Raw genomic sequence first — 16,542 nt, 5'->3', positions numbered from 1 at the left:
AAGGAAATGATCATGAAGAAGCTCTTCGCCGCCGCCACCGCGGTGGCGCTGCTGACGGCCGGCGTCGCCGCCGCCGAAATGGTCGCCAAGCCCCCGAAGCCCACCATCGTCCTGGTGCACGGCGCCTTCGCCGACGCGTCCAGCTGGAACGGTGTCATCCGCATCCTGGAAAAGGACGGCTATCCGGTGGTGGCCGCCGCCAACCCGCTGCGCGGTGTTAAAAGCGATGCCACCGCCGTGGCCGACGTCGTGGCCAGCATCCCGGGGCCGGTGGTGCTGGTCGGCCATTCCTATGGCGGTTCCGTCATCAGCGAAGCGGCCAACGGCAAGGCCAACGTGCGGTCCCTGGTGTTCGTGGCCGCCTTCGCGCCCGACACGGGGGAGACGGCGGCCGGCCTCAGCGGCAAGTTCCCCGGCAGCACGCTGGCCCCCACCTTGGCCCCGGCCGTGACCCTGTCGGACGGGGGCAAGGACCTCTATATCCAACAGGAACGCTTCCCCGACCAGTTCGCCGCCGACCTGCCGGCGGCGGAGGCCAAGCTGATGGCCGCGACGCAGCGCCCCATCGCCCAGGCCGCCCTGGGCGAGGCGTCGGGCGAGGGCGCCTGGCACCACGTCCCGTCCTGGTTCGTCTATGGCGACCAGGACAGGAACATCCCACCCCAGGCCCTGGCCTTCATGGCCGAGCGGGCGCATTCCCACGGGACGGTGGTGGTCAAGGGCGGCTCCCACGTCGTGATGGTGTCGCATCCCGGCACCGTCGCCGCCCTGATCGAAAAGGCGGCCGCCAGCCCGGCGCCCTGATTGCAGGAAAGGGGGAAGGTCCATGTACCGCATCGACACAGTCTATATCGGCGGCACGTTCCAGCCGGCCCATGGCCGCGAGGAACTGCTGTTGCTCAACCCCACGACCGAAGCGCCCATGGGCGTTCTGGTCCTGGCGGATGAGGAGGATGCCCGGCGGGCGGTGGCCAGCGCCGTCGGGGCCTTCCCCACCTGGTCGCGCAGCGGCCGGCAGGAACGTATGGACCTGCTGAACGCCCTGGCGGAGGCGGTGCGCCGCCGCGCCGACGACCTGACCGAAGCCACCATCCTGGAATATGGCGGTCCCATCGAGCAGGCGCGCTGGCGCGCCGGCCTGGCGGCGAACAATTTTCTGGCCGCCGCCACGCTGCTGGAGGACTACGCCTTCACCCGCCGCATCAATGAGGTGGAGGTGGTGGCCCAGGCTGTGGGCGTCGCTACGCACATCGTGCCCTGGAACAGCGTCTACAACGCCATCAGCGTGAAAATGGCGGGGGCGCTGGCGGCCGGCTGCCCGGTGGTGGTCAAGCCCAGTGAATACAGCGCCTGGCAGGTGCAACTGTTCACCGAATGCCTGCACGCGGCGGGTGCCCCGGCCGGTGTCGTCAATGTCGTCAACGGTCGTGGCGTCGTGGCGGGCCAGGCCCTGGCCGCCCATCCTGATGTCTGCAAAATCTCCTTCACCGGGTCCACGCCCGTGGGCAAATCCATCCTGCGCACGGCGGCGGAGCGCATGGCCCGTGTGACCCTCGAACTGGGCGGCAAGTCGCCGACCATCGTCATGGACGACGCCGACCTGGCCAAGGCGGCGGCGCTGGCCCTGTCCATCGGCTATGCCAACAACGGCCAGGCCTGCATCGCCGGCACCCGCATCCTGGTGCCCCGCGCCCGTGTGGACGCTTTTTGCGAGGCACTCCGGGTCGCGATGCGGGACGTGGTGCCCGGCGACCCCCGGATCGCGCGCACCACCCTGGGGCCCCTGGTGAACCACCGCCAGTACGATCGCGTCCAGGCCTATATCCGCAAGGGCCTGGAGGAGGGCGCGCGGCTGGTTACCGGCGGTCCCGGCCGGCCGGAAGGCATCACGCGTGGCTATTTCGTCCAGCCCACCATCTTCGCGGACGTGACCAACGACATGACCATCGCTCGGGAGGAAATCTTCGGCCCCGTGCTGTGCGTCATCGCCTATGACGATGACGACCACGCCGTGGCCATCGCCAACGACACGCCCTACGGACTGCACGCCTACATCATCGGCCAGGACATGGGTCGGGCGCGGGCCATCGCCGACCGCGTCGATGCCGGCCGGGTGGCGATCAACGCCCTGACGCACGAGCCCCTGGCCCCCTTCGGCGGTTTCAAGCAATCCGGCGTGGGGCGGGAATATGGCGCCTTCGGCATCGAGGCGCATCTGGAGCTGAAAGCCGTCATCGGGGCGGCCCGCTCATAAGGTCTCACGACACATAACGGGCCTGTCCGGCACCGATCGCTATCCTGGGCCCTGACGAAAATGCAACGCGGGCGGGACGGGACACCCCCCGCCGGATCAAAGGTGATTGGGTCATGAACCTCACGAACCCCTTCGACAAGATCGACCAGCGGCGGCGCCAGCTGCTGGGCGCCAGCGCCGCGGCGGCCGTGGCCGCCACCTTCGGGGCCACCCTGGGGACCGCCGAGCCCGCCCGCGCGGCGCCGGCCACTCCCACGGGTACTCCCGCCGGGAAACCAGTGGCCGGTGGCGCCGATCCCTTCGCGTCGCTGAAGCGGATCGATGCCGGGCCCCTGACCGTGGGCTATGCCGACATCGGGCCCGCCGATGGCAAGCCGGTGCTGCTGTTCCACGGCTGGCCCTATGATATCCACGCCTACGCCGAGGTGGCGCCCAAGCTGGCCGCCGCCGGCTATCGCGTGATCGTGCCCCACCTGCGCGGCTATGGCACAACGCGCCTGCGCGACGCCAACGCCATGCGCAATGGCGAGCAGGCGGCCCTGGCCGTGGACGCCATCGCCTTCATGGACGTGCTGAACATCCGCCAGGCCGTGGTCGCCGGCTTCGACTGGGGGGCCCGTACGGTCAACATCCTGGCCGCCTTGTGGCCGGAGCGGTGCCGGGCCATGGTGTCGGTCAGCGGCTATCTCATCGGCAGCCAGGCCGCCGGCAAGGCCCCCCTGCCGCCGGCGGCGGAGCTGCAGTGGTGGTACCAGTTCTATTTCGCCACCGAGCGCGGCCGGGCCGGCTATGGCGCCAATACCCATGAGTTTTCCAAGCTGATCTGGCGCCTGGCCTCGCCGAAGTGGGGCTTCGACGACGCCACCTTCGACCGCTCGGCGGCGTCGTTCGACAACCCCGACCATGTCGACATCGTCATCCACAACTACCGTTGGCGCCTGGGCCTGGCGGAAGGCGAGGCGCAGTTCGATGAGCTGGAGAAGCGGCTGGCCCAGGCGCCCGCCATCGGCGTCCCCACCATCACCATGGAAGGCGATGCCAACGGCGCCCCGCATCCGGAGCCGGCGGCCTACGCCAAGAAGTTCACCGGCAAGTACGCCCATCGCCTGGTGACCGGCGGCATCGGGCACAACCTGCCGCAGGAGGCGCCCGACGACTTCGTCCGCGCCGTCATCGATGCCGACAAGATGTGAGGGACGCGCCATGCGACTGTTCACAAGCGCGCTGCTGGTGGCTGGCACGTTGGCCGCCACGGCCCTGACCCTGGCGCCGGCGGGGGCGTCGGCCGAAGGGGCGCCGGCTGAAGGGGGGCCGGCTGAAGGGGGGCCGAATGGCGCCAATGCCGGCGCCGCCTCCCCCATCTATGGCGTGACCATCCCGGAGGGTTATCGCGCCTGGCAACTGGTGGCACCCGCGCAGGAGGCGGCGCCCTTGGATGAGCTGCGCGCCATCGTGGGCAACACCACGGCCATCAAGGCCTACCAGGCGGGCACGCTGCCGTTCCCGGACGGCACCGTCCTGGTGAAGCTGGCTTGGAAGCATACCCAGTCGCCGGAATTCGCCACCGCCTCCGTCCCCGGGGCGGCGACCACGGTGCAGATCATGGTCAAGGACAGCAAGCGCTACGCCGCCACCGGCGGCTGGGGCTTCGGCCGCTTCGTCAACGGCAAGCCGGCCGACCAGGCCCAGCATGAGACCTGCTGGGGCTGCCACCAGGCGCTGGTGGCGGACCGGGATTATGTCTTCACCCGGTATGCGCCCTGATGCGGCCGCGTCGCCGTCTTTGAATTTAAGGACATCTCATGACCACGCATAACGCGGCGCCGGTTCTGGACCCCAGCCTGATCGAACGGGTGCGGACGGCGGAGGATGGCTGGAACCTGCGCGATCTCGACGCCGTGGTTCTCAGCCATCGCATAGACTGCCACTGGCGCAGCCGCGCCGACTTCCTGTGGGGGCGGGAGCAGATCCGGACCTTCGTCACCCGCAAATGGCGCCGCGAGATCGAGATGCGGACCATCAAGGAATTATGGGCGTCACATGGCGCCCGCGTCGCCGTCCGCTTCGCCAGCGAGTTCCGCAACGACAGCGGCACCTGGTTCCGCGCCTACGGCAATGAGGCGTGGCAGTATGACGAAACCGGTCTGATCTGCCGTCGCCTGACCAGCGTGAACGAGCACCCGATCCAGGAACACGAACGCATGCTGCGCTGGCGCCTGGGCGCCCGGCCCGCCGACCACCCCTCGCTGTCGGAACTGGGGCTGTAAGTCTTGGGGTCGTGCCGCCGTCCTAGCTGTCCGCCGGCGCGCTCCTCAGCTCCCGCCCGCGTGTCTCGGGCAGCAGGAAGGCGGCCACCACCACCAGGGCATAGGCGGCGGTGGCGTACAGGCCGATGGCGTGGCGGAGCCCCAGACCCAGGATGCTGCTACCGATCAGCAAGGGCGTGACGCCGGCCATGCCCCGCCCGAAATTATAGCAGAAGCCCAGGCCGGACCCGCGCAGCGCCGTCGGGTATAGCTCCGCCAGGACGGCGCCGATGACGCTGAACATGCCCAGCGCGAAGAAGCCCAGCGGAAAGCTCAACAGCAACAGCGCCTGGTCGGACACGGGATAGAGCGTGCAGGCCAGCAGCAGCAGGGTGGCGCCCAGGGCGAAGCTGGCCAGCGTCTCCCGCCGGCCTTTGCGGTCGCCCAGCCAGGCGCCGAAGGCGTAGCCCAGGAAGGACCCGGCCACCAGGGCGCCGAAGTACAGGCTGGCGGTGGCGGTGGAAAACCCCCGCTCCGCCTTCAGCATGGCCGGCCACCAGGTGGCGATGGCCCAATAGCCGCCGTGCATGCCGGTGGTCAGCAGGCAGCCCTTGAGGGTGGAGGGCAGCACGGGGGCGGCGAAGATGCCGTTCCACGCGGGTCGGGCGCGCGTCAATTGCAGGAAGGCCTCGGTCTCGCTCATGCGCGTGCGGTAGAAAAACACAAGCAGGGTGGGCGGCAGCCCGATCATGAAGGGCGCCCGCCAGCCCCAGTCCGGCGGCAGCAGCGCGGGGATCAGGGTGGCGCTGGCGGCGGCCAGGCCCCAGCCTACCGGCCAGGCGCTCTGCGCGGCACCCACCATGCGCCCCCGGAATTCCGGGGGCGCGGCCTCCGCCACCAGGACGGCGCCCACCGTCCATTCGCTGCCGAAGCACAGCCCCTGGAACGCCCGCGCGGCCAGGAAGGACACATAATCGTCGGCCAGGCCGCAAAAACAGGTGGAGATGGCCAGGCCCAGGATGGTGATCTTCAGCAACCGGACGCGGCCCAGCCGGTCGGCCAGCATCCCCGCGATCCAACCACCGGCGGCGGAAGAGACCAGGGTGACTGTGGCCAGCAGGCCGGCCTGCGCATGGGTCAAATGCCACAAGGCCACCAGGACGGGCAGCATGAAGGCGTACAACTGCACGTCCATGGCATCCAGGCTGAACCCCGCGAACGAGGTCCAGAATGCCCGGCGGGAATTGGTTCCCAATTTGCAATACCAGTTCGTTCGCATCGCTGAGACTGACCATGTTCCGGGCCCGCTGTATACGGGTGGCTGGTCCGAATTCCTATGTCTCACAGGGTCTAACGTGCTCTAACTTGCGGGGAAGGGATGAAAGCACCACACACTTGTCCTCGATGTCCGCGCGCCTCCGGCCGGGGCCTGCCCTCCGTGGCCCGGGCGATGGCTTGTGACTCGACCGCGCTGCGAAAAGGCGGCAGTTTGTGAACGACATGTCTTCCTCTTCCCAAATTCCCCCGATCCAGGTCTCATCCCTGGAGGGCCCCGTCACCTTTGGTCCCTTCCGCCTCACCGTGGGCGAGCGCCTGCTGACCCGCGACGGCGCCCCGGTCGAGATCGGCGGCCGCACCTTTGACCTGCTGGTCGCCCTGGTGGAACAGCCCGGCCGCGTGCTGGCCAAGCGTGACCTGCTGAAGCGGGTCTGGCCGGACGTGGTGGTGGAGGATGGCAGCCTGCGCTTCCACATGGCGGGCCTGCGCAAGCTCCTGGGCGATGGCGAGAACGGCGCCCGCTACATCGCGACCCAGGTGGGGGTGGGTTACGCCTTCGTCGCCACCCTGCAGCGCGCGGCGCCGGTGGCAGAGGCGTCGCCTGTCGCGGCTCCGCTGCCGCGTGACGGCGGGTCCTACTCCATGGAGGCCGCCGGCCGCCTGCCGGCCCGTCTGCCGCGCGTCTTCGGTCGCGACACGGACGTGCATCTGCTGACCGGCCGCATACCCGAAACGCCGCTTTTCACCATCGTGGGCGCCGCCGGCGTGGGCAAGACCACCCTGGCGGTGGAGGTGGGGCACATGCTGATGCCCCACTTCGCCGGCAAGGTGCGCTTTGTCGACCTGGCCACCTTGGAGGATCCGGCCCTGCTGGCCTCGGCCATCGCCGGCGCGCTGGGGGCACTGGTCCAGTCCGAAGACCCCATGGCCGTCATCCTGGGTCATATCCGGCAGGAACATCTGCTGCTGATCCTGGACAATTGCGAACACCTGGTGGACGCCGTGTCGCGGGTGGTGGAACGTCTCATGGACGCCGCGCCCCATGTCCACATCGTTGCCACCAGCCGCGAACCCCTGCGCGTGCGGGCGGAGCATGTGCATTGGCTGGGCTCGCTGGCCTATCCCGACACCGCGGTCGAGGGCCTGTCGCTGGACGCGCTGCTGGCCTTTCCTGCGGTGGCGTTGTTCGTGGAGCGCGCGTCGGCGGGCAACAGCGCGCTGCGCTTCGATGTCGATGCCGTCCGGGTGGTGTCCGACATGTGCGGCCGGCTGGACGGCATGGCCCTGCCCATCGAACTGACGGCGGTGCGGGTGGCGGCCCACGGGCTGGAGGCCACGGCCCAGCTGCTGGGGGAGCGGTTCAGCCTGGCCTGGGCCGGGCGCCGCACCGCCCTGCCGCGCCAGCAGACCCTGCAGGCCACCCTGGATTGGAGTTACAACCTTCTGCCGGAGGCGGAGCGCCTGACCCTGGAACGGCTGTCGGTCTTCCTGGGCCCGTTCTCCATCGACGCGGCGCTGCAGGTGGTGACGGATGAGGAGGTGCCCACCGATGCGGCGGTCTTGGCCCTGGATGAGCTGACGACCAAGTCGCTGATCTCCCCCGACCGGCTGGGCAACGCCAGCACCTACCGCCTGCTGGAAATGACACGCGCCTACGCCCGGGAAAAGCTGCTGGGCCGGGGACCGCAGGCCTTCCAAGCCGTTGCCCGGCGGCACGCGGCCTTTTTCGTGGCCAAGCTGGAGGAGCCGGCCTTTTCCGATCGGCGCTGCCTCGATCGCTTCCATTACTTCTCGCGCCAGCTGGGCAACATACGCAGCGCCCTGGATTGGAGCTTCGGCCCCGATGGCGACGTGGCGCTGGCCGTCCGCCTGGCGGCGGCGAGCGTGCCTGTTTTCACCAACATGTCGCTGCTGGTGGAATGCCGCGACTGGTGCGCGCGGGCCGTGGCCCACCTGGACGGCCACCGCGATACGGCGGTGGAGATTGAGATCCAGGCGGCGCTGGGCCTGGCGCTGATGTTCACCCGCGGCAATAGCGAGGCGGCGGAAACGGCGCTGCGCCGCGCGCTGGCCGTCGCCACCACCCTGGGCGACCATTGGAACCAGCTGCGCCTTCTGGGCCGCCTGCAGATCTTCCATGAGAGGATCGGCGACTACGCGACGGCCCATGGCTGGGCCGACATGGCGGTGAAGGTGGCCGGGGTGATCGACACGCCGGAGGCGGCGGCCGTCGCGGCCTCCCTGGCTGGTATTTCCCATCATCTTGCCGGCGACCAGTCCCGTGCGCGGCAGGAACTGGAATTCTCCATCCGGCAGAGCATGCCCTCCGACCGGCGGTGGACAGTCTATTTTGGCTTCGATCACCGCAATCGCTCGGGCATCGCGCTGGCCCGCACGCTGTGGCTGCTGGGTCTGGCCGACCAGGCCCGGGCCGTGGCCGCCCGCACCGTGCGCGAGGCGGCGGGGCTGGAGCACGCGGTGACCCACTGCATCGCGCTGCTGTGGACGCTGTCGGTCGACCTGTGGGCGGGGGACCTGGAGAAGGCGGAGGTCAGCCTGGCCAACTTCGCGCGCGCCGCCGAGGTCAACGCGCTGGGCCCCTACATCGCCGCCAGTGGCGGCCTGCGGGGGGAGCTGGCCATCCAGCGGGGCCATGTCGGCGAGGCGCTGGATTGGCTGGAGGAAAGCCTGGCCCGCCTGCGTGCCGCCCGGTATGAGCTGCTGACCACCACCTTCAGCCTGGCGCTGGCCCAGGGCCTCATGCTCAGCGGCCGGCAGGAGGAGGCGCTGGATCTGGTGGACGCCGCCGTCGGCCGCTGCGCCGGCAATGGCGAGTTGTTCAGCATGCCCGAGCTGTTGCGCGTCAAGGCCGACGTCCTGCGGGCCTTGCCCGACCGCGACCCGGCGGAGGTGGAGGCGCTGTTGCAGGACGCGCTGGCGTGGAGCCGCCGGCAGGCGGCCAAGGCCTGGGAATTGCGGGCCGCGATCGACCTTGCCCGCCTGTGGATGGATCAGGGGCAGCCGGCCCGGGCGCTGGCCCTGCTGCGGCCCCTGCGCGACGGATTCCAGGAAGGGCTGGATACCGCCGACCTGCGTGCCGCCGATCAGCTGCTGCTCATGCTGGCGGATATGCCAGGGACGGCCGGCGGCGGCGGCGCGCTGTCGGCCTGGCCCTGGTGATGCAGCAGTCTCAAGGCCGGGGCCGGCGGACGGCACGCAGCGTGCCGCTGTCGCCGCCGCCGCAGAAGAAGCGGTCGCCGCCATCGGATTCCAGGCCGGATATGCCGGTCCCGGCCGGCATGTCCAGCTGCTCCAGGACGGTGCCGGTGCGCGGGTCGATGTGGCGAAGGTCGCTTTCGCCCCCTTCCCAGGTCCCGTGCCACAGCTCCCCGTCGACCCAGGTGACCCCGGTGACGAAGCGGTTGGTCTCGATGGAGCGCAGGATGGCTCCCGTCTCGGGGTCGATCTGGTGGATCTTGCGGGCGCGGTATTCCCCGACCCACAGCGTGCCCTCCGCCCAGGCCAGCCCGGAATCGGCACCCCCGGCCGGGGCGGGGATGGTGGACAGCACCCGGCCGGTGGCGGGGTCCAGCTTCTGGATGCGATCCTCGGCGATCTGGTACAGGTGCCGGCCGTCGTAGGCCGTGCCGGCGTGGGCCGCGACCTCGATGGACTGCTGCACGGTGCCGCCTTCCGGATCCAGGGCGTTCAGCCGGTCGCCGGCGGCGAACCAGACCTGCTGGCCGTCATAGGTCACCCCATGCACGCGGTCGACGTCGGGGAAGGGGCCGTATTCGCGCAGGATTTCAGCGGCTGATCGTTTCATGGGTGTCGCCTCCGTCGGATGTCCGTCCCACGCTAATCGCCCGGCAGGAAGGTGGGGAGTAACAAGGTCGTCGTGAATCCCGGCAGGGGCGAGGTGGTCCAGCGCCGCGCCCGGCCCTGGCCGAAGGCCTGCGCCTTGCCTGCTGCCGCCAGCGTTTCCAGCGCGCGCTGGACGGTGCGCTGGCTGGCGCCCAGCGCCATGGCCAGGGCGGAACTGGACCATGGCTCGCCGTCCGCCAGCAAGGCCAGCACGGTGGCCAGCGCATCCTCCTCCGGCAGCGTCAGCACCGCCACGTCAGCCGCTTCCAAGGGCTGCAGGGCAAACCCCTGCCTGGTGGCCTGCACCTGGGCCAGCGGCCGCAGCAACGCGCGCAGCCGCCCGATTTCCACCCGCAGGCGTGCCCGGTGGGACTCATCGGCGTCCTTGGCGCGGAAGGCGCGGGCCACCAGCGCGCGTCGCGACACGTCGGCCGGCCAGGCCTCGGCCAGCGCGCGGGCCAGCGTGAACAGGACGGGGCGGCGGGTCAGCGGAATGAGGGTGCCGCCGGCGTGCACCGTCAGGCGGCAGGCATCCACGACCAGCATGGTCGAGGCCCGCAGCGCCTCGACCTCCTCCAGGGTCAGCAGCCGCTGCGTTCCCTGCGTCAGCAGGCGGGCGGCCGGCAGTGTCAGGGCGCGGGCGGCAGCGTCCACCTCCGCCATCAGGGCCGGGATGCCGGCTTGTCGCGCGGCGCGCCCGGCGCGGGCCAGGGCCGCGCGGGCCGGTTTCGCCCGCACGCGCCGCAGGGCGATGCCGGCCACCACCAGTTCATGGGCGGCGCGCAGGGCGGGCGGGAAGGGGGTGGGGTCCAGCTGGGCCAGCGCCCCCTCCGCCTCATCCAGCCGGCCGACCAGCAGCAGGCGCCGGATCTCCAGGTACCGGGCGTGCGCCGCGTTCAGGCGGTCGCCGCGCGCCTCCAGCACCCCGCGCGCCTGGTCCAGCGTCGCGGCTGAAAAGCCGAGGTCGCGCGCGGCCAGCGCGATCTCCGCCTCCGCCACGGCGCAGCGCGCCCGGGCCACGGCCTCCTGCGGGCCGAAGCCGCGCATGGCGCCCCGCAGCAGCACCCGTGCTCGGGGAAGATCGCCCAGCTGCGCCATGGCGATGCCACGCAATGCCAGGGCCGGCGGGTCGTCGCGCAGGGCGACGCGGTTCAGCGCGCCCAGCGGATCGCCCAGGGCCAACGCCCGTCCGGCGGCCGTGATCAGCGAGTCCATGCGTATCCCGTCACACTTGTCACTCCCGACCCTCCGGCGCCCGGGCCCAGTCTGGCCCCGACCACCGCCCCCTGTCCCTGGCGCAGGGGCGGGTGGACATACTGACGGAGAGGAAATGATGACACCACATGTGACGGGAACGCGGGAAGACTGGCTGGCGGCGCGGCTGGACCTGCTGGAGGCGGAGAAGGCGCTGACGCGCCAGAGCGATGCGCTGGCACAACGCCGCCGGGCCCTGCCCTGGGTGCGGGTGGACAAGGATTACCGCTTCGAAACCGACGGCGGCCCCGCCACGCTGGCCGACCTGTTCGACGGGCGTTCGCAGCTGATCGTCTATCACTTCATGTTCGGGCCCGATTACACGGCGGGCTGCCCCTCCTGCTCCATGATCGCGGACGGGTTCAACGGCTTCGCCATCCACCTGGCCAACCATGACGTGGCGCTGGTGGCGGTGTCGCGGGCGCCGTTGGCCAAGCTGCAGGCTTATAAGCGGCGCATGGGCTGGACCTTCCCCTGGGTGTCATCGGCCGGCGGCGACTTCAATTTCGACTACAACGTCGCCTTCACCGAGGCGGAGCAGCGCGACGGCCGTATCGAGTACAACTACAAGCGCGGCGGCCACGCCATGGATGCGACGACGGCCGTACCGGAGCCTGTGGCCCAATTCGCGGCGACCTGCGGCACCGACGCGCCCACCTATACCCGCGACCGGCCGGGCATGAGCGCCTTCGCGCGCGGCGACGATGGCGCCCTCTACCACACCTACTCGACCTACGCGCGGGGCCTGGACAGCCTGTGGGGCGCCTACCAATGGCTGGACCGCGCGCCGCTGGGCCGCAACGAGAGCGGCGTCTGGTGGCGCCGGCATGACGAATACGGTCCGCAACGCTGAAGCGGGCGGCCCGGGGGCGGCGTCTTGGCGGCATCCCGGGCCCTTCCCCTTCTTCCACAGGGATGCGAGATATGGGATTTCCACGTATCGCGGATTGGCTGCGCCTGGCCGCGGCACCGACCTTCGCCGTCATGGCGGCGGTCACGGGCGTTCAGGAGGCCGCGCAGCCGGCGATGCTCTGCATGACCCCGGCGGACGCGTGGCCCCTGGGCGGGATGACGCAGATGTACCTGCTGATGGCCATTTTCCACCTGGGGCCCTGGCTGGCGCCGGCGGCCCGCCAACCCAGCCCGCATCTGGGGCAGCCACCGCGCCGAAAAGATGATATGACCCTTCTGCCCAAGTAAAGATTGACTGGCGGAAACCTTGAATTACCTGGGAACGGGCAAGCGTCGTGCTTTGGTCAAGTAACATAAGAATTTTCGGGAGAGGGATTTTAATGTTTTGTGATCAATCCGCTGGCGGTGCCGCGTGAGTGAAGCGTCGGAAGGGCTGGTTCGCGGCCTGAAAAACCGTCATGTGCAGATGATCGCACTGGGCGGCGCCATCGGGTCGGGGCTGTTCCTGGGATCGGCGCAGGCCATCCACAAGGCGGGGCCCAGCCTGCTGCTGGCCTATGCGCTGGGCGGCATGGCGGTGTTCTTCATGGCGCGGGCGCTGGGTGAGCTGCTGCTCTACCGCCCGGTGGCGGGGTCCTTCGCGACATACGCCCAGGAATTCGTGGGGCCCTGGGCCGGCTTCGTTTCCGGCTGGTCCTACTGGTTCCTGTGGGTGATGGTCGGCATCGCCGAGCTGACGGCGGTCGGCGTCTATATCCGTTACTGGTTCCCCGACCTGCCGCAATGGGTGCCGGTGCTGGCCATGCTGGGCGTGCTGCTGGCCGCCAACCTGCGCAGCGTGAAGGTGTTCGGCGAGTTTGAATTCTGGTTCGCCCTGATCAAGGTCCTGGCCGTCGTCGCCCTGCTGATCTTCGGCGTGGCGGTGCTGGGCTTCGACGCCGGCGGTCTTGGCACCCACGCCAGCGTCTCCAACCTGTGGACCCACGGCAGCATCTTCGCCAACGGCACCATGGCCACCCTGCTGGTCTTCCCGGCCGCCCTGTTCGCCTTCGGCGGCATCGAGCTGATCGGCGTGACGGCGGGCGAGGCGGAGGATCCGGGCAAGACCCTGCCGCGCGCCATCAACGGCGCCCTGCTGCGCATCCTGGTGTTCTACATCGGTGCCATCGTGGTGATCATGTCGCTGGTGCCGTGGGATCAGATCTCGCCGAACTTCAGCCCCTTCGTCACGGTGTTCGACCATTTCGGCATTCCCGCCGCCGCCGGGGTGATCAATTTCGTGGTGCTGACGGCCGCCGCCTCGGCCTGCAACAGCGGCATCTTCTCCTGCGGCCGCATGCTGCACACCCTGGCCAACGCCAAGGAGGCGCCGGCCTACTTCGCCACGCTCAGCGACCAGCACGTGCCCACACGCGGCATCATCGCCTCGGTGGTCTTCATGCTGGCCGGCGTGCTGGTGAACTACGTGGCGCCCGAGCAGGCCTTCATCTACGTGATGAGCACGGTGGTGGTGATCCAGCTGTGGACCTGGTCCATCATCATCATTTCCCACCTGTTCTACCGCCGCGCCGTGGCGGCGGGCCGGGTGGCGCCCTCGCCCTATCGCATGCCCGGCGCGCCGTGGAGCGGGTATCTGACGCTGGCCTTCTTCGCCCTGACCCTGGTGCTGCTGGCGTTTGACGACAATACCCGCCTGGCCGTCTACGTAGCACCCGCCTGGGTGGTGGCGATGGTCATCGGCTGGCAGGTGGCCAAGAGGGGATGACCGCCGGGCGGGACGCCCGGTCCCGTCAGGATCGGGCTTTCCCCCGCCGTCGCACGTTTTTGCCCACAATGGCGGCGATGATCAGCGAGAAGGCCACCAGCCGCAGGCCGAATGCCCACAGGTATTCCCCCTGTGCCACATCGGCGAAGGTGGTGATCGCCTGGTTGATGGCCAGCAGCCCGAAGGCGGTGGCGAAAGCCAGGAACAGCGTGTCCCGCACCCGTACCCAGAACCGCAGGAAGAAAAGGCCGACCAGGAAGTAGCCCAGCGTCACGCCGCCGGACAGGTAGCTCAGCACCCTGACAGACACTTCCATCCCCGCGCCCATCACTCCGTCTCCCAGATAAGTCCGACCAGCAGAATGCCGACGGAGACCAGGGCGGTCACCGTGCGCAGCGGACGCAGGTCGATGTCGGGCAGCACGACAAAATCCAGGAACAGCAGGAAGTTGTTGATCGCCAGGCCGGTGAAGCAGAGCGCGCTCCACAGCAACAGGCGTGAGCGGTCCTGCAGGTATTTGCGGATCAGAAGAACCATGCACAGAAAGCTGGTGGCCCCACACAGCAGATAAACGACCGCTGCAAGCGTCGGCATGGCCTCAATCCTTGCTCAGTTTGAAGGCGTCGGCGAAAGACTTGATACGCGAATTCGGGGTCGAAAGGATGGCTCTCATGACGGATAGCGGCTGTTCGGCATAGGCGGTTTCGAGGTCGCGCACGAACGCTTCCAGGATGGGTCCGGCCGGCTGGAACCGGTGGGCGTCGCCTTCCGCGACGACCAGGCCCGCCTGGGTGAGGGGGGCCAGCGCCCCCTCGATTGCGGCGGCGCTGCTGCGCAGATGCAGGACCAGTTCAGGCGCCGTCCATGCCCGGTCACGTTCCCGATACAGGAACAGAAGGGTCTCCAACGCCCAGACGGAAGGGATGGAGAGGCGCAAGAGCTGAAGGTGCCGTTCGGAAAGCATGGGCGTTACCGTCTAGTCCCCGGTGGCCCATGGCCGCCCCCGGCGTTGCCGCGGGCCCGGGATCTGCCTCCAGTGATGGGGGTGGGAAATGTCAGGCGAGACTGGCCACCTGCCCCGTGGCGAAGACGCGGACGGGGGGTGACGCGGCCGTGCCGATGAGCGTCAGCAGGGCACGCTCCAGGTCGGACAGCCGCACCGGCTTCTGCAGTACCGGCACGCCATGATAGCGGCCATCCATCGTCACCTTGTCGTACCCGGTGAGGAAGATGAAGGGCACGCCCGCGTCGGTCAGCAGATCGGCCACCGGATAGATTGGCGTGCCTTGCAGGTTGACGTCCAGGATGGCGCAATCGATGCCACCGGCCTTGGCCAGGACCAGGGCCTGGGGCAGGGTACCCACGGGGCCGGCCACCGTCATGCCCAGGTCCAGCAGCGCCTGCTCCATCATCATGGCCACCATGGCCTCGTCATCCACCACCAGGACCCGCCGCCCAGGCGGAAGGTGGTGGGCCGGGGCGGCGGGCTCCGGCGCCGGCGGGGCGACGGGGGCGGCGTCATCGGCCACCAGCTTCCCCACCTCGCTCATGGGAATGCTGAAGGTGCAGACCAGGCCGGTGGGCAGCCAGTTCATCTCGACCCGGCCGGACAGTTGCCGTTCCACGCTCTCGGTGATGGCGCGGATGCCGAAGCCGCGCGACCGGGGCAACGTTGCCGAAGGCCCGCCGGTTTCCCGCCATGTCAGGGTGAGGACATCCGCCCGGCTGTGCCAGGTCAGCCGGACGCTGCCGGTCGGCACCGACAGCGATCCGTACTTGGCGGCGTTGGTGGCCAGCTCATGGATGCTGAGCGCCAGCGACTGGGCGGTGGCGGGCAGCAACATCACGTCCGGGCCGTCGAACACCACGCGCGGCATGTCGCCGGACTGATAGGGGGCCATTTCCTCGCGCACCAGCCGCACCAGTTCAGCGCCCTGCCAGCGCGAATTCGATAGCAGCGTGTGCACCCAGGCGATGGCGCCGATGCGACCCTCGACCGCCTCCACGAATTCGGGGACGGACGGCGCCCGCGTCAGGCGCAGCACCGACTGGACGACCGCCAGGGCGTTCTTGGCCCGATGGTCGACCTCGCGCGCCAGCATCATCTGTCGGGCCTCGGCATCCTTGCGCTCGGTGATGTCCAAGGTGACACCGCTCAGTCGGCGGGGGCGGCCGTTCGCGTCACCCGTGGGGGCCGCGGCCGCGAAGCACCAGCGGATGGCGCCGTCGGGCCGGATGATGCGGAACTCCTCGCCATAGCGCTGGCCGGTGGTGGCGGCCTGGCGGATGGCCCGGATCTGCGCCTCCCGGTCCTCGGGGTGGAACAGGGCCCAGGCGCTGGCGGCGGTGACGGCGAAGCGGGCGGGGTCGGTGCCGAAGATGCGATGCTGGGCGTCGTCCCACATCAGTTCGTCGGTATCGGCGTTCCAGTCCCAGGACCCCATGCCGCCGGCGGCCAGGGCCAGGCTGCGCCGCCGCTCGCTCTGCTGCAGGCGGGCGGCCGTGTGCTCCAGGTCGGCGGTGCGCTCCGCCACGCGGCGCTCCAGCTCGGCGTTCAACTGCTCCAGCTGGCGGGTCTTGCGGTGCAGCTCGACGAAGATGCGAACCTTGGCGCGCAAGACCTCGGGCACCACCGGCACGGGCACATAGTCGACCGCCCCCGCCTCATAGCCGCGCAGCCGGTCGACGTCCGACATCATGACCGCCGAGATGAAGATCATGGCGGTCTTCTCGAAGCGGGGGTGGCTGCGGATCATCTCGGCCAATTGGAAGCCGTCCAGATCCGGCATGCAGACATCGACCAGGATGACGGCGATGTCGTGCCGCAGCAGATGCTCCAGCGCCTCCCGCGCGGAGCCGGCCTTGATCAGGTTCTCCCCCAGTTCGCTCAGGATGACCTCGTAGCTCAGCAGCTTGGCCGGCTGGTCATCCACCAGGAGTATGTTGGCCTTGGGCGTGACGTCCATGGT

Annotated in this window: 16 protein-coding genes; 9 read left to right on the top strand and 7 right to left on the bottom strand. The window is 69.5% G+C overall.

From position 1 onward, the window contains the following. The first annotated feature begins 12 nt into the window (after positions 1-12). From Y958_RS27190 to Y958_RS27170, 5 genes are all read left to right on the top strand, one after another. Complete coding sequence (locus Y958_RS27190; protein WP_088875275.1) at positions 13-804, top strand: alpha/beta fold hydrolase; 792 nt, start codon at positions 13-15, stop codon at positions 802-804. Positions 805-826: 22 nt separating this feature from the next. Next, complete coding sequence (locus Y958_RS27185; protein WP_088874973.1) at positions 827-2,254, top strand: aldehyde dehydrogenase family protein; 1,428 nt, start codon at positions 827-829, stop codon at positions 2,252-2,254. Positions 2,255-2,367: 113 nt separating this feature from the next. Next, the gene (locus tag Y958_RS27180; protein WP_088874972.1) at positions 2,368-3,447 is read left to right on the top strand and encodes an alpha/beta fold hydrolase; all 1,080 of its coding nucleotides are present in this window, start codon (positions 2,368-2,370) and stop codon (positions 3,445-3,447) included. A gap of 10 nt (positions 3,448-3,457) precedes the next feature. Then, a complete protein-coding gene (locus Y958_RS27175) occupies positions 3,458-4,018 on the top strand; it encodes a cytochrome P460 family protein (protein WP_088874971.1) in 561 nt (186 codons plus the stop codon). Positions 4,019-4,056: 38 nt separating this feature from the next. Next, the gene (locus tag Y958_RS27170) at positions 4,057-4,521 is read left to right on the top strand and encodes a DUF1348 family protein (RefSeq protein ID WP_004273309.1); all 465 of its coding nucleotides are present in this window, start codon (positions 4,057-4,059) and stop codon (positions 4,519-4,521) included. A gap of 22 nt (positions 4,522-4,543) precedes the next feature. Here the strand turns inward: Y958_RS27170 and Y958_RS27165 are convergent, their stop codons facing one another. Beyond that, on the bottom strand, positions 4,544-5,695 hold the full coding sequence (locus Y958_RS27165; protein ID WP_211098733.1) for an MFS transporter: 1,152 nt from the start codon (positions 5,693-5,695) through the stop codon (positions 4,544-4,546). A 305-nt stretch (positions 5,696-6,000) separates the two neighbouring features. Between Y958_RS27165 and Y958_RS27160 the strand changes: the two genes are divergently transcribed. Next, entirely contained in the window at positions 6,001-8,958 is a 2,958-nt protein-coding gene (locus Y958_RS27160) for an ATP-binding protein (RefSeq protein ID WP_088875274.1), read from the top strand. Between the two features lie 10 nt (positions 8,959-8,968). On the opposite strand, the gene Y958_RS27155 is transcribed toward Y958_RS27160, so the two are convergent. Both Y958_RS27155 and Y958_RS27150 read right to left on the bottom strand, forming a co-directional pair. Then, positions 8,969-9,604 carry a Vgb family protein gene (locus Y958_RS27155; RefSeq protein WP_088874969.1) on the bottom strand — a complete coding sequence of 212 codons (636 nt, stop codon included), beginning with the start codon at positions 9,602-9,604 and terminating at the stop codon, positions 8,969-8,971. Between the two features lie 32 nt (positions 9,605-9,636). Then, the gene (locus Y958_RS27150) at positions 9,637-10,857 is read right to left on the bottom strand and encodes a helix-turn-helix domain-containing protein (RefSeq protein WP_088874968.1); all 1,221 of its coding nucleotides are present in this window, start codon (positions 10,855-10,857) and stop codon (positions 9,637-9,639) included. A 115-nt stretch (positions 10,858-10,972) separates the two neighbouring features. Here Y958_RS27150 and Y958_RS27145 point away from each other — a divergent pair, with 115 nt between their 5' ends. The 3 genes from Y958_RS27145 to Y958_RS27135 all read left to right on the top strand — a co-directional run bounded on the left by Y958_RS27145 (position 10,973) and on the right by Y958_RS27135 (position 13,573). Continuing rightward, positions 10,973-11,749, top strand: coding sequence for a DUF899 domain-containing protein (locus Y958_RS27145; RefSeq protein WP_088874967.1), 777 nt, complete (start codon positions 10,973-10,975; stop codon positions 11,747-11,749). A 71-nt stretch (positions 11,750-11,820) separates the two neighbouring features. Next, on the top strand, positions 11,821-12,096 hold the full coding sequence (locus Y958_RS27140; RefSeq protein ID WP_088874966.1) for a hypothetical protein: 276 nt from the start codon (positions 11,821-11,823) through the stop codon (positions 12,094-12,096). Positions 12,097-12,220: 124 nt separating this feature from the next. Next, positions 12,221-13,573 carry an amino acid permease gene (locus tag Y958_RS27135; RefSeq protein ID WP_211098731.1) on the top strand — a complete coding sequence of 451 codons (1,353 nt, stop codon included), beginning with the start codon at positions 12,221-12,223 and terminating at the stop codon, positions 13,571-13,573. 25 nt (positions 13,574-13,598) lie between these two features. Here Y958_RS27135 and Y958_RS27130 read toward each other — a convergent pair whose 3' ends face one another. The 4 genes from Y958_RS27130 to Y958_RS27115 form a co-directional block, all read right to left on the bottom strand. Then, positions 13,599-13,889 carry a DUF5985 family protein gene (locus Y958_RS27130; protein ID WP_244909630.1) on the bottom strand — a complete coding sequence of 97 codons (291 nt, stop codon included), beginning with the start codon at positions 13,887-13,889 and terminating at the stop codon, positions 13,599-13,601. An 11-nt stretch (positions 13,890-13,900) separates the two neighbouring features. Further along, the gene (locus Y958_RS27125) at positions 13,901-14,167 is read right to left on the bottom strand and encodes a DUF5985 family protein (protein WP_040842884.1); all 267 of its coding nucleotides are present in this window, start codon (positions 14,165-14,167) and stop codon (positions 13,901-13,903) included. A 4-nt stretch (positions 14,168-14,171) separates the two neighbouring features. Beyond that, a complete protein-coding gene (locus Y958_RS27120) occupies positions 14,172-14,537 on the bottom strand; it encodes a hypothetical protein (RefSeq protein ID WP_088874964.1) in 366 nt (121 codons plus the stop codon). A gap of 91 nt (positions 14,538-14,628) precedes the next feature. After that, on the bottom strand, positions 14,629-16,539 hold the full coding sequence (locus Y958_RS27115; protein ID WP_088874963.1) for a response regulator: 1,911 nt from the start codon (positions 16,537-16,539) through the stop codon (positions 14,629-14,631). Between the last annotated feature and the right edge of the window lie 3 nt (positions 16,540-16,542).

It is taken from the genome of Nitrospirillum viridazoti CBAmc (assembly GCF_000730165.1).
GTDB lineage: Bacteria > Pseudomonadota > Alphaproteobacteria > Azospirillales > Azospirillaceae > Nitrospirillum > Nitrospirillum viridazoti.
Note: the sequence above shows the minus strand (reverse complement) of the source record. Positions and strands in the feature narration are given on the sequence as shown.

Bases quoted from the DNA above. Each gene is read 5' to 3' on its own strand.
- Y958_RS27140 (WP_088874966.1), top strand. From the start codon at position 11,821: ATGGGATTTCCACGTATCGCGGATTGGCTGCGCCTGGCCGCGGCACCG.
- Y958_RS27115 (WP_088874963.1), bottom strand. From the start codon at position 16,539: ATGGACGTCACGCCCAAGGCCAACATACTCCTGGTGGATGACCAGCCG.
- Y958_RS27175 (WP_088874971.1), top strand. From the start codon at position 3,458: ATGCGACTGTTCACAAGCGCGCTGCTGGTGGCTGGCACGTTGGCCGCC.
- Y958_RS27130 (WP_244909630.1), bottom strand. From the start codon at position 13,889: ATGGAAGTGTCTGTCAGGGTGCTGAGCTACCTGTCCGGCGGCGTGACG.
- Y958_RS27120 (WP_088874964.1), bottom strand. From the start codon at position 14,537: ATGCTTTCCGAACGGCACCTTCAGCTCTTGCGCCTCTCCATCCCTTCC.
- Y958_RS27180 (WP_088874972.1), top strand. From the start codon at position 2,368: ATGAACCTCACGAACCCCTTCGACAAGATCGACCAGCGGCGGCGCCAG.
- Y958_RS27165 (WP_211098733.1), bottom strand. From the start codon at position 5,695: ATGGACGTGCAGTTGTACGCCTTCATGCTGCCCGTCCTGGTGGCCTTG.
- Y958_RS27185 (WP_088874973.1), top strand. From the start codon at position 827: ATGTACCGCATCGACACAGTCTATATCGGCGGCACGTTCCAGCCGGCC.
- Y958_RS27150 (WP_088874968.1), bottom strand. From the start codon at position 10,857: ATGGACTCGCTGATCACGGCCGCCGGACGGGCGTTGGCCCTGGGCGAT.
- Y958_RS27170 (WP_004273309.1), top strand. From the start codon at position 4,057: ATGACCACGCATAACGCGGCGCCGGTTCTGGACCCCAGCCTGATCGAA.
- Y958_RS27145 (WP_088874967.1), top strand. From the start codon at position 10,973: ATGATGACACCACATGTGACGGGAACGCGGGAAGACTGGCTGGCGGCG.
- Y958_RS27155 (WP_088874969.1), bottom strand. From the start codon at position 9,604: ATGAAACGATCAGCCGCTGAAATCCTGCGCGAATACGGCCCCTTCCCC.
- Y958_RS27190 (WP_088875275.1), top strand. From the start codon at position 13: ATGAAGAAGCTCTTCGCCGCCGCCACCGCGGTGGCGCTGCTGACGGCC.
- Y958_RS27160 (WP_088875274.1), top strand. From the start codon at position 6,001: ATGTCTTCCTCTTCCCAAATTCCCCCGATCCAGGTCTCATCCCTGGAG.
- Y958_RS27125 (WP_040842884.1), bottom strand. From the start codon at position 14,167: ATGCCGACGCTTGCAGCGGTCGTTTATCTGCTGTGTGGGGCCACCAGC.